Raw genomic sequence first — 14,158 nt, forward strand, 5'->3', positions numbered from 1 at the left:
CGAAGGACTGGTTAGGTGCTGCAGCCAATACTTTGAATTCAACTGGACGCTCGCCAATTTTCGGTTTCTACGGAATCAACACTGGCTCAAGTTTCTATACGATTCAGAACGGTGATAAAGACTTCATCATAAACAATGGATCGGCGACTTTTAGCTACAGCGGGCCAACGTATTACGCGTACCCGACTAATAAAATTTCAGGCCTGACGCCGGTTTATCGCTATTACAACGCGACCACGGGGACGCACTTTTACACCGGATTGGATTCTGAGTTTGCCTCCCTTGGCACGACGACTCCCAGCGCTGCATGGACTTATGAGGGGGTTGCCTGGTATAGCCCAGTTGCAGGAACAACAGGAACCTCACCTGTCTACCGGTTCTACAATAAAACTTCTGGTGGTCACTACTACACCATATCCAGCACAGAGCGCGATTCGATTATCACATCCAAGCCAAACATGACATACGACGGAATCTCGTTCTACGTCTAGCTCAATTGACGCTCAGTATTGCTTTTGCTCCCGCAGTTAGCCCACGCCATTTCAAGTGGCGTGGGGCTTTTGTGGCTCAACTTCGGGAGCTCCGCTGCATTGCAAATCCTCGCAATAGCCCGAACTATTGCTGCGGTGTGCACCTTGCAGCCCACCCCGATTCGCATCTTGCAATCTCTCGTGCTGAGATCACAAACAAGTTCTGAAGACTTAATCAACGATATGTCTTGAAACGCGACTCGTCAGCGATGAAGATCTTCTCGCCAAATGGTGCCTCATTCGAACCAAATGGCATCTGCGCGCGCAGGGCCCACGAAGCGGGCAGTTCCCAGGTGCTGGTCACCTGGGCGTCGATCACGGGCGAGTAGTGCTGCAGGCTGGCACCGATGCCAGCTTCGGCCAGAGCGGTCCAGACGGCGAACTGGGCCATGCCGGCGGAGTGCTCCGAGAACATCGGGAACTTGTCGGCGTAGAGCGCGAAGTCCTGCTGCAGCTTCTGGATCACGGCCTGATCTTCAAAGAACAGCACCGTGCCCGCGCCTGCGGCAAAGCTGTCCATCTTGGCGTCGGTCTTGACGAAGGCGTCAGCGGGCACCATGGGGCGCAGGGTTTCGCGGGTGATGTTCCAGAGCTTTTCGTGTGCCGCGCCAAACAGGATCACGACACGCGCGCTTTGCGAGTTGAACGACGATGGCGCCTGGCGCACGGCCTCGCGGATCAGGGCATCAACCTGCTCGACGGAGATAGGGAGGTTCTTGCCGAGGGCGTATTGCGTGCGGCGCTTGGTGAAGAGAGAGATTGCGTTGCTGGTCATGTGCTTGAAGAAAGTTGTGACTTCACGCCCCCGGGATATCGGCGCATGCCTTCGCAGCGAATGTCCCGATGGGCGGTCGGTCCAGTCTATTGCAGCCAACGCAGGGCGAAGGTCCAGTGCCACGTTACCCGGATACCCCATAGGGACGAGCAATCCATGCAGAGCAGACAACCCGGAAATGCCATGCAACCCAGGCGCAGGCTCACCAAAGAAAAAGGCCTGAGATTCAGGCCTTGGGATCTGGAAGCAAGCAGGCTTCGGCTACCTGCAGATTGTTGTCTTTGGCGAAGTTGAGGACGAAGTCCCACGCCATCGGCTCGTACTTCTGCAATTCGCGGTTGACCACCACGCACTTCACACCATTCATGCTGGTGGGAACACACCAAGGTGAGTAACTCAGATGGCTGCCGGGGCTTGCGCCGCCGGGACGGAATTGACTCATAACCCCCGCCAGTCGCTCCGCCCAGTCACTCGGGCGGAAGGTTCGCCCTTCCAGGGTAATACCTTGTATGAATACTTCTTTTGCTTCGGGAGAGACCATCGGTGAGGCGTCGTGAATAGTGAGTCATGGCATCGTGCGCCACGGGGTCCAATTCTAACTCTTATATAAGAGACAAGACCAAATGGCCCCGTAACTCGCTTTTTCAATAAATCTAACGCATGACGTTATGTGATTGATGCATTTCAAGGTACGTAACGAGGGGCATGGCCTGCGTGCAGATCGCCCCGCTCGCATGACAGTGATGCGGAATACTCAACGAACATGTCATGGCAAGCCCCTAGAATTGCATCTCGTTTTGCTGGCAGTTGCCACACTGCAATAGTGCCAGCTTTGTGTTTCCCAGCAATGTCAGGAGATTTCCGCATGACCGCTTTTGCCCCGGCCGCCTCGCCCCACGTGATGAACACCTATGGCCGCGTCCCGATCGCTCTGGAGCGAGGCCAAGGCGTGCGACTGTGGGACGTGAACGGCAAGGAGTACCTCGACGGATTGGCGGGCATCGCGGTGAACACGCTGGGCCACAACCATCCCAAGTTCGTGCCCGCGCTGCAGGAGCAGGTCGCCAAGCTGATCCACACCTCGAACTACTACCACGTGCCCGGTCAGGAAGTGCTGGCCCAGTTGCTGGTCGAGCGCTCGAAGATGGACAACGTGTTCTTCTGCAACACCGGCCTCGAAGCCAATGAAGCAGCGATCAAGATCGCCCGCAAGTATGGCGTTGACAAGGGCATCGAGAAGCCCGTGATCGTGGTCTACGAGCACGCCTTCCATGGCCGCTCCATCGCCACTATGACCGCCACCGCCAACGAGAAGATCCGCAGCGGATTCGGCCCCCTGCTGGACGGCTTTCTGCGCGTGCCGGTCAATGACTTCGACGCACTCAAGAAGGCCACCGAAGGCAACCCCAACATCGTCGCCGTGATGATGGAGCCCATCCAGGGCGAAGGCGGTCTGCACCCGATGCGTGCCGAGTACATGAAGCAGGTGCGTGCACTGTGCGACGCCAACGAGTGGCTGATGATCCTTGACGAAGTACAGGCTGGCATGGGCCGCACCGGCAAGTGGTTCGCCCACCAGTGGTCCGGCATCGTGCCTGACGTGATGTCGCTCGCCAAGGGCCTTGGTTCAGGCGTGCCCATCGGTGCGGTCGTCGCACGTGGCAAGGCCTCCGACGTGCTCAAGCCGGGCAACCACGGCACCACGTTCGGCGGCAACCCACTCGCCATGCGCGCTGGCATCGAGACCATCCGCATCATGGAAGAAGACAAGCTGCTGCAGAACGCCGCCGATGTGGGCGAGCACCTGAAGGCCGCGCTCAAGACCGCATTCGCCGGTGAAAAAGGTGTGATCGACGTGCGCGGTCAGGGCCTGATGATCGGCGTCGAACTCGACCGTCCGTGTGGCGCGCTGATCGGACGCGGTGCGGAAGAAGCCAGCCTGCTGTTCTCCGTGACGGCCGACACCGTGATCCGCCTCGTGCCCGCGCTGATCCTCTCGCGCGCCGAAGCCGACGAGATCGTTGCGCGCCTCGCGCCTCTGGTCAAGAAGTTCCTTTCGGAAGGAGCCGTGAAGCAATGAAGCATTACCTGAAGTTCTCCGATTTCACCGCAGACGAATACAACTACCTGTTCTCGCGCGCTGCCATCATCAAGGGCAAGTTCAAGAGCTACGAGAAATACCACCCGCTGTTCGACCGCACGCTGGCCATGATCTTCGAGAAGGCCAGCACGCGCACGCGTGTGAGCTTCGAAGCGGGCATGTACCAGCTCGGCGGCAGCGTCGTGCATCTGACCACCGGCGACAGTCAACTGGGCCGCTCCGAGCCGATTGACGACAGCGCCAAGGTCATCAGCCGCATGACCGATCTGGTGATGATCCGCACGTTCGAGCAAAGCAAGATCGAGCTGTTCGCAGCGAACTCGCGCGTGCCGGTCATCAACGGCCTGACCAACGAGTTCCACCCCTGCCAGATCCTCGCCGACATCTTCACCTTCATCGAGCATCGCGGCTCGATCACCGGCAAGACGGTGACCTGGGTGGGTGACGGCAACAACATGGCCAACACCTGGCTGCAAGCCGCCGAGTTGCTGGACTTCACCGTCCACGTCAGCACACCGAGCGGCTACGAAGTTGACGAGAAGCTCGCCTTCGGCGGCCGCACGCCACGCGCGGGCTGCTACAAGGTCTTCGCCGATCCGATGGAAGCCTGCAAGGGCGCCGATCTGGTCACCACCGACGTGTGGACCAGCATGGGCTACGAGGCCGAAAACGAAAAACGCATGAAGGCCTTCGCCGACTGGTGCGTAGACTCCGACATGATGGCCGCCGCCAAGCCCGACGCCCTCTTCATGCACTGCCTGCCTGCCCACCGCGGCGAGGAAGTCATGGCCGACGTGATCGATGGACCGCAGTCCGTGGTCTGGGATGAAGCGGAAAACAGAATGCACGCGCAGAAGGCGCTCATGGAATACCTGCTGCTGGGCCGCCTCTCGGCCTGATCGCAAACACCACCATCATGGTTCAGGCGCACATCCACACCGAGCTCCCGAACCATCGCACCATCAAAAGCCTGCTCGCTCTGCGCTGCAGGCTTTTTCTTTGCCAATCGCGCACCGAGCGGCACCAGCACGCACAGCGCAAGCTGCATCGCCTGCGCCGCGCCGACGCATCACGCATCCCCGGCCACTATGGCCCGCGCGAGCACCTCTCGCTCGCCGTACGCGCACTGCATGTGCGCATCCACACCTTCACGCTGAAGTTCCTTCAAGGGCATACCTGAGGGCCCTGACCCGCATTCACTTTCTTCTTGCGCCAGCCGGATCGTCGACACATCGACGACCGACCCGCGCGTCGTGTGCGCGTCCGTGTTTTTTCCTCACCATGTCCTCCTGCCAACCCGAACTCCATCCCTGCGTGACCTGCGGCGCCTGCTGCAACACCTACCGCGTCGAATTCCCTGTCTACGAGCTGCAATCCATGGGCGGCGACGTGCCCGATGAGCTCACGCATGCCGTCAACGGCAACCGCGTGCGCATGAACGGCACAGCACATTTCCCGGTGCGCTGCGACGCGCTGATCGGGGGCCTCGGCGTGGAGTCGATCTGCCGCATCTACGAGCAGCGTTCATCGACCTGCCGCAACTTCGACTACGACTCCGACCGCTGCCACGAGGCCCGCGCCAAGCACGGCCTGCCACCACCGCAGCCGAACGATCCGATATTGCCGCTCGCGGCTTGAGGCTGCATAGAAAACCACAGCGCTCATCTCTTCGATGATCGCGCAAGTTGCCAGAACGCTGAAGCAGCAGGTGACAACCGTTTCGCGTTCAGGCACGCCAGTCCTACCTGCCGCGCCGTGCGAGGACGGATCTTGCGATAGACAACTCCGGCATAGCTTGTCGGAAGTGCGAGCGATGCGTTGATCGACACTCCCTGCCCGCGCGCAACGAACTCCAGAATCGACAACAACTGCGTCATCTCATGGGCAAAATGTGGCTGCAATTCGGCTCGCGCGAACATCCGCAGTATCAGCTCCTGCGATCCGGCATGGGTCAGAATCAGCGGGAGTGTCGTCAGGTCACTCAGCTCAATCGTTTCATTGCTAGCCAGGAAATGTTGCGCGGGAAGCACCGCCACCAACTCATCCACGGCCAATGCGAGCGTATCGAACTGTGGCTTGGGCAACGTGACGAACCCAATCTCCACGCGTCGTTCGATGATGTCCAGCTCGATCTCGGAATCAGACTTCTCAGCCACCCGCACTTCAATTGCGGGGTGCCGAAGTCCAAACGCAGCCAACAGCGGCGGAAGCAGATTGAGCGAAGAGCTAGGACCAAATGAACCCACGCCAAGCACGCCACCTTGAAGCCCCGCGTTCGCGTTTGCAGTGGTCTTCACCAGATTGAGCGCGGCAAATGCATCGCGGACATGAGGAAGAATGCGCTCGCCTGCCTGCGTCAGTTCAACGGTCGATGCGCTGCGATCCACCAGTATCGTGCCCAAAGTGGACTCCAAGGACCGCAACGCATGGCTTGTAGCAGAAGGCGTCATTCCGATCTTCGAGCCTGCACTCGCAATGCTGCCTGCCTCCGCAATCGACAACAGCAACTCCAATTGCCGAAGCGTCGGCAGCAGCGACAAACTCTTCCTTTGCACGGCTCTACCTCGCCTTCATTAAGTTGGATGCTGCGCTGCAGCTTGAATTCAGATTCAACCGATGTTGAAGCGATGAAATCCTACAGTAAGGACATCGATTCAGATTGAAGAAAGTTCCCATGCTTGGATCCCAACTGGTCATCACCGCACTCAAGCGACACCACGTCACGACCATCTTCAGTTTGTCCGGAAACCAGATCATGCCGCTGTATGACGCATGCATTGATGCAGGCATCCGGATCGTTCATGTACGCCACGAAGCTGCTGCGGTGTTCATGGCAGATGCATGGGCCCAAGTCACCGGCGAAATCGGTGTGGCAATGCTCACGGCAGGGCCCGGCATTACAAATGGCGTGGCTCCGTTGTATTCGGCAGCACAGGCTGAAAGCCCGGTACTGCTCATCTCGGGGGATTCATCCACCGCTGAAGATGGTCTCGGCGCATTTCAGGAAATGGATCAGACCGCGATCACCAGTCCACTCACAAAGATTTCGTACCGCCCGACCAGTGCAGCAGAACTGGCACGCTGCGTAGATGAAGTGATCTCTATCGCACTCAACCCGCGACGCGGCCCCGTGCACTTGGCTCTGCCGTTTGACTTATTGACTCAGGAGTCCGGCATCCATCGGCTCCCTGATGTGACACCTTCACTTGCACTTCCATCACTGAGCACACTAGATCAAACGGCCCTGCATGACGTACTGGCCAACGCAGAACGCCCGCTGATTCTGGCGGGCCCCACATGGGCCCGTGCACATATGCATGCAACGCGGAGCAAGCTGGAAACCGCACTTCAACTGCCTATCGTGCCAATGGAGAGCCCGCGCGGGCTCAAAGATCCATCTTGCGGTGATCTGGCCGGATTGATCGCACAAGCGGATGTCATCGTGTTGGCAGGAAAGGTGCTTGATTTCACACTCGCTTTCGGCCGCAATCCTACATTCCACGCGGATGCGCGTATCGTCGTGATCGACCCCGACACACATGTTCTGGACAGATCACGTCGCATGCTCGGCACCCGATTGCACTCCGCGCTTCAATCAGATCCAGCGATGGCCCTGCAAGCACTTGGCGAGGCATCCCTTCAACCCAAGCGCGCCGACTGGATTCGACAAGCCAGCGACTCGCTTGCCAGCAGAGCCATCCCGAACGCAGTGAGGCCCCCTTTCGGAGCGCTGTCCCCGCAAGCCTTGTGTGAAGCGGTCCAAGAATTTCTAGGCGGCGCGAACGACCCCATTCTTATATGCGATGGAGGTGAATTCGGGCAATGGGCACAGGCCTTCTGCAACGCCCCAATCCGCGTCATCAACGGGATGTCCGGAGCCATCGGTGGAGGCATCTGCTACGCCATCGCCGCAAAAATAGCCCGTCCCCAATCAACCGTTGTCGCGCTGATGGGTGATGGAACAAGCGGTTTTCACTTCATGGAGATGGACACCGCAGTCCGTGAGCAGGCCTCCTTCGTCGCGATCATCGGCAACGACCTTCGCTGGAATGCTGAGCATCTGATTCAGATGAGAACGTACGGAAAAGAACGTCTCCTCGGTTGCGAGCTGGCTGAATCCGCCCGCTACCACGAAGCTGCAACAGCACTAGGAGCCCTCGGAGCCAACGCACACACCGCAGCAGAAGTGACGCACTTTCTGCGCACTTTGCACGAAGCATCCAAGGCAGTGCCACTTTGCATCAATGTCGCCATAGATGGTCAGGCAGCTCCCGTTTTCAGCGGCAGTTTGAACGCATCAAGCTCGCACTGACTGGCATCAGCGCGACAACGAACGCGCCCGAATTCACAACAGTAGATGGAGACAAAAGATGATCAAGCGACGCACTTCGTCAGCGTATATCCACGTCACTCTCGCCGGTCTGGGCTGTATGTTCGCGTCTGCAACTCTCGCGCAAGGTTATCCAACCAAACCCATCCAACTGGTGGTTCCCTTCAGTGCCGGAGGCGATGCAGACATGGCGGCACGCAATCTCTCCGCCGCAGCCCAGATCGTTCTTGGTCAACCCGTCATTGTCCTTAACAAGGCCGGAGCCAATGGAGCCATCGGTGCAACCTTCGTGAAGGACTCCTCCGCAGACGGGTACACCCTTCTTGTAGGCCGCATCGGCTCGCAGGTTCTGCTTCCCGCGCTCCAACCCAGAACGACGCCATACCAATGGAAGGATTTCACCTACATTGGTCTACTTGAACTGAACCCCGTGGTATGCGTGGTGCATCCGGAGAGCGCCTACCGATCCCTCGCAGACCTTGCAAACGCATTGAAGGCACAGCCTGGCAAGCTGAACTACAGCCACTCCGGACCCGCTACCGTACAGAATCTCGCACCCCAACTATTCTTTGCCAGCCTGAACATGAGACCAGACGCAGCCATCAACGTTCCTTACAAGGGTGGCAACGAAGTGGCAATGGCAGTCATCACCAAGGATGTGGACTTCGCCTGCAATAACCTCAGTTCAATGACGGGTCTGCTGAGCGGTGGCAAGCTGCGCGCGTTGGTCACCACAACGCCTGAACGACTCTCGCAGTTTCCAGAAATTCCCACTGCGCGCGAGGCTGGCTTTTCACAATTGGAAGCCGTCATCGGCTGGAGTGCGCTGGTGGGCCCGCCAAAGATGAACCCAGACGCCGTGAAGAAGTGGGCGGATGCGCTCAAACAGGTGGCTAAGAATCAGAAGTGGGTCGCTGGCAACGCCAATTTCGGAGGCATTCCACACGTTCTGAGCCCCGAGGAAACCGAGAAATACGTGAGCAACAGCTTTTCCACCTATGCCGATCTGGTGCGAAAGGCCGGTCTCGAAACGCAATAAAGCGATGAACCAGAGAACCGGTGGTACTCGCCACGGCACCACCGGGATCCCGACGCCCAGAATCGGATCGTCACATCGGCAATATCAGGCCTTTGTACAGCACTGCGACACCCGACGCCGCAAGCAGCACCACAATGAACCGTTTGAGCATCGCCTGGGATACTCGCGTGCGTACTTTCGACCCGACCAATACACCCAGCAACGCCACCGGCAACAACATGCCGGCCACCATCAAAATGGAATGCTCCGCGTAGGCACCCGAAGCACCGAAGACCAGTGCACGACTGACGCTGCTGAGGAAAATGATCACAGATATGGAAGCGCGGAACTGATCGACATCGGGCAGGCGTCGCGACAGATAAATGGTGTAGATCGGCCCCCCGGTGCCGAACAGCGCACTGAACACACCGCCCAGGGCACCAAACGGAATGGCCCAAAACGGACGCAACGGCGCCACGCGCCCGCTCGCCGCAGCCTGCAGATTGCGTACACACATGATCAGCACAAACACACCCAACGCGATCAACGGCCATTTGGGCGGCAGCTTGCTGAGCAAAGTGGCTCCGAGTGCAATCCCCAGAATCATCCAGGGCAACACACGCGCGAGTTCAGGCACTGACACTCGACGCCAATTCTTCACCCCAACCAGCCCCGTGCAGGCCAGATCGAACAACACCACCATCGGCACAGCATGCTGCAGCGGCATCAACTGCACCAACACCGGAATGGCCACCATCGCGGCACCAAACCCCGTCATTCCAAAAACGGAATAGGCAAGAAAGATGACGGGCGCCGCCAGTGCGATGAGCTCAGTTGGCATCGATTTTTTTCTTCTCGACCAACAACTTCCATTTGGCGGATTCGGTGCCAATCTCCTGCTTGAGCTGAGTAGACGCGACCACGGACGCGTACATACCTTGATCGGCCAGATAGCGCTTCATGGACGGCTGGGTGACAGCGTCGTTCACCCCTGCCAGCAACCGGTCCACGACAGGTTTTGGAGTACCCGCTGGTGCTAGCAGTGCAAACCATCCCGTGTATTCAAACCCGGGTAAACCGTCTTCCGCCGTAGTCGGCACGCTGGGCAACAACGGCGATCGTTCCTTGCCCGTGACCGACAAGGCCTTCACGCGACCACCTTTGAGCAAGGGCGAGATCGCGTTGATATTGGCAACCGCCATTTGCACGACACCCGCCATCAAATCCGCATAGGCCGGTCCCTCGCCCTTGTAGGGCACATGCGATATCTGAATGTCCGCAGCGTCACCGAAAGCCTCGCCCGCCATGTGCGTCTGGCTGCCAACACCCGCCGATGCAAAATCCACCGTCGCGGATTTGGCCTTCACGTACGCAATCAGCTCGCGGGTGTTCTTCACAGGAAGATCTGCGTTGACCGTCACCACCATCGGACCACTGGCCACCTTGGCAACGGGCTCGAAACTGGCGAGTGAATAGCCAAGCTTCTTGTAGATGAACTGGTTGACGGTGAACATGCTGCCCGATGCCAACAACAATGTATAGCCGTCAGCAGTCGAATTCGCCACGGATTGCGCGCCGATTCCGCCGCCCGCGCCAGGCTTGTTGTCGACGATTACCGTCTGCTTCAGGTTCTTGCCCAGCTCCACGGCCAGCGCTCGGCCAAGCAGATCGGTAGCGCCCCCTGCAGAGAACGGAATCACAATCTTGATCACCTTCTCGGCGGGCCACTCCGCTGCCCCCGCCACGAACGGTGCGAACATCAGCGCGCTGGCAATCGCTTGGAAAATGACCCTGCGCGAAGCGCTCGAAGTGCGCGGGCGCAAGGTCGATATGGACGTATCTTTCATCGTTGTCTCCTTTTTTGACATGGGCTTATTCACAAATCACACGCGCAACACCACCCCTCGATCCCTACAGATCGATTTCCTAAAACTCAATATTCAGATCCAAGCAGTCGCGTAACGCTCTGCTAACTTGATTCACTTGCGTTGCATACGCTCTTGAGTGCATCCAATAGCAACTGCGAAAGATGCGCACGCGGGTTCTCCGCTGGCACCAGAATGCCCAGACGTCTGGTGACTGGCGGCGCACCGAACGGTATGACACGGACGGTGGAAGGGAACTCCTTCTTCACTCCGCGCGCGGGCACCACCGATGCACCGAGCCCGTTTGCCACCATGGCAATCACGCCTTCGAGGTTGTCGATTTCCATCGTTGAACGCACGGCGATCTTGCGGCGGACGATTTCCTCCTGCACCAGATTTCCGACCCGTGCAGAACGATTGAAACGCACATAGGGCGTGTTCTCCAGAACCTCCTGATCCGAATCGCCCTTGACAGACTTGTGCACGATCACCACAAATGCCTCGTCCACGAACGGCAGAAACTCCAGCCCCGAGCGCTGCATCTCCGGTTCCGTGATGATCGCCACATCAAGTTGCCGGTGATAGACCGCTCGCTCCAGATCGTGAGTGAGCCCCGTCGTCACATGCACCTCCAGCCCATTGCCGCTTTTCTGCAGATGCCGCAGCGCCAATGGCAACACGCCCGACACGCAGGTATGCACACTGCCCAGCTTGAGCAGACCCACCGCCGAACCCTTGTTCAGCGATGCGCTCATGCTCTCCCAATGCGCGATCAGATCGCGAGCGCGGTGCACCAGCCCCAGACCCGCATCGGTAAGAATCGGTGGGCGGCGGCTGCGGTCGAAGATTGATACGTTCAGTTCCTCTTCCAGCGCGCGCATCTGCATGCTCACGGCGGATAGCGACAGACCGATGCTGTTGCCTGCTTCAGCGAAGCTCCCGCGATCTGCAATGGCGATCAACGTATAAAGCGTCTTGATGTCCATGGTTCGTGTTTCAAAGGAAGGCCGACATGCTAAATGCCCAGCAGCCTGCGGGCATTTCCACCCATCACCTTCTTGAGGTTTTCCTCCTTGATAGGCAGCTTCTCGAACCACTCCTTGTACCCCTGGACCGGACAGAATGGGAAGGAGCTGGCGTAGAGCATGCGATCACTGAGAAAACCATCGGCCGCTTTCACGTACTCCTCCCAGCCCGGCATGCGCGAGAAATACATGTCCGGCGACAGCCACAGGTTCTGGCGCCGGAATCCAAGATGCAGAATTTCATTCACCCACGGCCAGCCACCGTGTGCGACCACCACGTTGAGGTTGGGAAAGTCGGTGAGAACGCGGTCGGTGCGGATCGGATCGGAATAGCTCAGATCAGGCCCTGCCGTTCCGCCCACCATCATGATCACAGGCACCTTCCGGTCTTCGCAATGCGCGTAGATCGGATAGAGACGGCGATCATCGGCATACATCGGTATCGGATACGATCCCGGCTCGATGTTGATGAGCTTGAAGCCATCTTCGAGGGCCGTATCGATCGTGTCACATGCCTTTCGGCGATTGGTCGGATCAATGGATGCCGCCCCAATGAATCGATTGGGGTTGCTGCTGACGATGGCACGGACGTCATCGTTGGACACGCTGCCAAGCACGCCAGCCAGACGCCCCACGACCACACCACGCCCGATGCCGGCAGCATCCATTTCCTTCAGCAACATGGGCATTGATTGCTGTTGTGCGGCAAGCGATGGCTCGAACCCCACGGTGCGCGTGAATCCATCACGCCTCTCTCCCGCAGAGTACATGAGCGTGTCCAGAAACCCGCCTACGGGTGGTCTCAAACGAAAATCAATGATCATTCACCTGTCTCCCTGTTTGATTGAACTGCACCGAATCATCGCTCGCGTCACATCACTTCATTGCGGCGGTTGTCGGTTTCACCGTAGCGGTGCAGCGCTGGTGGCTTGAGCCCTGCGTATAGCTTCTCGATGCCTTCATTGATGACTTCGGCATGCTGCGCAAACAGCGAATTGCCATCCAGATCGCTCTCCACGATGAACGGGCCGAAGTTCTCCACCTCGAACAGCCACATCGCCTGCGCAATGCCCAGGTCGTCCAGCCAATGCACCTCGCGCACCCGCTTGATCCCGCGCCCGAGCAACGCGCCCGTGCCATAGCCCACCGTCGTCAGATAGATCGCGCCGCCGGGTGCGAGCACCTTCTTGTAGTCCTCGGCAGGCATACCACCCTTGCCGATCAGAATGCGGCAATCCGTCTTCTCGATCCATCTTGGAATCCATTTGGAAAAACGGAATGAAGCGGTGGCCGTCACCGCGCCCACGTTGTAGCCACCGTCACCATCGGGCGCGGCGGCAGGTGAGCAGTGAAAGTTCACATTGCTCAGCGACTTCAGATCGACTGGCAGTTCCATGCCTTCATCCAGAACGCGCTTGTAAATGCCTTCACGCGCCGTGTAGACGATGCCGTTGAGATACACCGCGGAGCCCAGCTCCAGTTTCGCGATGTCCTCTCGTTTGGCGGGAAGATTCAGATGGAAGACTTTGATGTCGTCCTCATTCCCATCATTCCCATCATTGCCGTTGTTGTTCACCATTCGACTGTCTCCCTGCGCAGATAAGGTGTGAACCACTGTGGATCTGTGCGGTACTCGATTTCACCGCTTGCATGAACCCGCGCGGTCGAGCGGCGCGAAGACAGGCAGAACGTGTGCACGCTGATCGGCATGCCGCCGGTATGCGTGTAACCGCACTCGATGTGACAGTCCACCACCATGCCAGAGCCCACAAAGCCCATCGCTCCCATGCCGATGGAATTGCCCAGTTGCATCAGCTCCAGTTCAAGCTCGGCCACCTTGGGGTCGGGATTGCGATCACCCACCGTGCGCAGGCAGGCGGCCTGCTTCCCCAACTGCATGCAAGTGTCTTTGGAGCCACCAAGGCCTATTCCCACGATGGCTGGCTGGCATGCGAGACCGCGTTTTCCGAACGCTATCAGCGTATCGAGCAAGAATCGCTTGATGCCATCTATTCCGTCACCAGGAAAAAGCATGCGGTAATCGCTGCCGAATAGCCCGCCCTTGTGAACGGTGGTGATGTCGATCCAGTCCATGTCAGGCTCGAACGACCACTCCACCTCGGGCGCGTTGATACCGACATTGTTGTTGTGATCGGTGCGCCAGAGCGGATGCACACGATTCGGGCGCAAAGGAATGGTGACGGTGCACTCCGCCGTGGCATGCCGCAAGGCACGCTCCACGGCCACGAAACCGTTTTCCACTGAGGCGTTGTTACCCACCTTCACGTAGTAGCGTGGCAATCCCGTATCGGCGCACATGGGGCGCCGATCCTCGTCGGCAGCATCCCAGTTGTCCTGCATGGCGTGGATCACGAAACGTGGGAGCTTGCCGGTCTCCTTCTTCTGCAGCGCCTTGATGCCTTCGCGGTAGTCCGGTGGAATCTCGATGGCTGCGCGGCGCATGATCTCAAGCGCCGCTTCCTGCACTTTGTCTATTGGAATGTTCATCGGTTA

16 protein-coding genes are annotated in these 14,158 nt (G+C 58.6%); 7 read left to right on the forward strand and 9 right to left on the reverse strand.

What is annotated here, in order from left to right; genetic code table 11:
• Positions 1-32: 32 nt before the first annotated feature.
• Positions 33-491: a hypothetical protein gene (locus tag G7047_RS31515; RefSeq protein WP_371813798.1), complete on the forward strand. Its 459-nt coding sequence runs from the start codon at positions 33-35 to the stop codon at positions 489-491.
• A 214-nt stretch (positions 492-705) separates the two neighbouring features.
• On the opposite strand, the gene G7047_RS15590 is transcribed toward G7047_RS31515, so the two are convergent.
• Positions 706-1,305 carry a nitroreductase family protein gene (locus G7047_RS15590; protein WP_166307185.1) on the reverse strand — a complete coding sequence of 200 codons (600 nt, stop codon included), beginning with the start codon at positions 1,303-1,305 and terminating at the stop codon, positions 706-708.
• A gap of 226 nt (positions 1,306-1,531) precedes the next feature.
• Complete coding sequence (locus G7047_RS15595) at positions 1,532-1,846, reverse strand: DUF3579 domain-containing protein (RefSeq protein ID WP_166307188.1); 315 nt, start codon at positions 1,844-1,846, stop codon at positions 1,532-1,534.
• A gap of 324 nt (positions 1,847-2,170) precedes the next feature.
• Between G7047_RS15595 and G7047_RS15600 the strand changes: the two genes are divergently transcribed.
• The 4 genes from G7047_RS15600 to G7047_RS15615 all read left to right on the forward strand — a co-directional run bounded on the left by G7047_RS15600 (position 2,171) and on the right by G7047_RS15615 (position 5,044).
• Complete coding sequence (locus G7047_RS15600; RefSeq protein ID WP_166307191.1) at positions 2,171-3,385, forward strand: aspartate aminotransferase family protein; 1,215 nt, start codon at positions 2,171-2,173, stop codon at positions 3,383-3,385.
• Positions 3,382-4,305 carry an ornithine carbamoyltransferase gene (gene argF / locus G7047_RS15605; protein ID WP_166307194.1) on the forward strand — a complete coding sequence of 308 codons (924 nt, stop codon included), beginning with the start codon at positions 3,382-3,384 and terminating at the stop codon, positions 4,303-4,305. The genes G7047_RS15600 and argF overlap by 4 nt, the downstream gene beginning before the upstream one ends.
• A gap of 17 nt (positions 4,306-4,322) precedes the next feature.
• The gene (locus tag G7047_RS15610) at positions 4,323-4,586 is read left to right on the forward strand and encodes a hypothetical protein (RefSeq protein WP_166307197.1); all 264 of its coding nucleotides are present in this window, start codon (positions 4,323-4,325) and stop codon (positions 4,584-4,586) included.
• A 101-nt stretch (positions 4,587-4,687) separates the two neighbouring features.
• Positions 4,688-5,044: a YkgJ family cysteine cluster protein gene (locus tag G7047_RS15615; protein ID WP_166307200.1), complete on the forward strand. Its 357-nt coding sequence runs from the start codon at positions 4,688-4,690 to the stop codon at positions 5,042-5,044.
• A gap of 23 nt (positions 5,045-5,067) precedes the next feature.
• Here G7047_RS15615 and G7047_RS15620 read toward each other — a convergent pair whose 3' ends face one another.
• A complete protein-coding gene (locus tag G7047_RS15620; RefSeq protein WP_240939145.1) occupies positions 5,068-5,946 on the reverse strand; it encodes a LysR family transcriptional regulator in 879 nt (292 codons plus the stop codon).
• Between the two features lie 134 nt (positions 5,947-6,080).
• Between G7047_RS15620 and G7047_RS15625 the strand changes: the two genes are divergently transcribed.
• Together G7047_RS15625 and G7047_RS15630 are read left to right on the forward strand one after the other, a co-directional pair.
• Positions 6,081-7,718, forward strand: a complete 1,638-nt coding sequence (locus G7047_RS15625; protein ID WP_166307206.1) for a thiamine pyrophosphate-binding protein — start codon at positions 6,081-6,083, stop codon at positions 7,716-7,718.
• 58 nt (positions 7,719-7,776) lie between these two features.
• A complete protein-coding gene (locus tag G7047_RS15630) occupies positions 7,777-8,775 on the forward strand; it encodes a tripartite tricarboxylate transporter substrate binding protein (RefSeq protein WP_166307209.1) in 999 nt (332 codons plus the stop codon).
• Positions 8,776-8,845: 70 nt separating this feature from the next.
• Here G7047_RS15630 and G7047_RS15635 read toward each other — a convergent pair whose 3' ends face one another.
• The 6 genes from G7047_RS15635 to G7047_RS15660 form a co-directional block, all read right to left on the reverse strand.
• A complete protein-coding gene (locus G7047_RS15635) occupies positions 8,846-9,595 on the reverse strand; it encodes a sulfite exporter TauE/SafE family protein (protein ID WP_166307212.1) in 750 nt (249 codons plus the stop codon).
• Positions 9,585-10,601, reverse strand: a complete 1,017-nt coding sequence (locus G7047_RS15640) for a tripartite tricarboxylate transporter substrate binding protein (RefSeq protein WP_240939146.1) — start codon at positions 10,599-10,601, stop codon at positions 9,585-9,587. The genes G7047_RS15635 and G7047_RS15640 overlap by 11 nt, the downstream gene beginning before the upstream one ends.
• A gap of 122 nt (positions 10,602-10,723) precedes the next feature.
• Entirely contained in the window at positions 10,724-11,605 is an 882-nt protein-coding gene (locus G7047_RS15645; protein WP_166307215.1) for a LysR family transcriptional regulator, read from the reverse strand.
• Positions 11,606-11,634: 29 nt separating this feature from the next.
• Positions 11,635-12,468 (reverse strand): amidohydrolase family protein, encoded by an 834-nt coding sequence (locus G7047_RS15650; protein WP_166307218.1) that lies wholly within the window; start codon positions 12,466-12,468, stop codon positions 11,635-11,637.
• A 47-nt stretch (positions 12,469-12,515) separates the two neighbouring features.
• Positions 12,516-13,223: a fumarate hydratase C-terminal domain-containing protein gene (locus G7047_RS15655; RefSeq protein WP_166307221.1), complete on the reverse strand. Its 708-nt coding sequence runs from the start codon at positions 13,221-13,223 to the stop codon at positions 12,516-12,518.
• Positions 13,217-14,152: a fumarate hydratase gene (locus tag G7047_RS15660; RefSeq protein ID WP_166307224.1), complete on the reverse strand. Its 936-nt coding sequence runs from the start codon at positions 14,150-14,152 to the stop codon at positions 13,217-13,219. Before G7047_RS15660 ends, G7047_RS15655 begins: the two co-directional genes overlap by 7 nt.
• Between the last annotated feature and the right edge of the window lie 6 nt (positions 14,153-14,158).

The organism is Diaphorobacter sp. HDW4A (assembly GCF_011305995.1).
GTDB lineage: Bacteria > Pseudomonadota > Gammaproteobacteria > Burkholderiales > Burkholderiaceae_C > Diaphorobacter_A.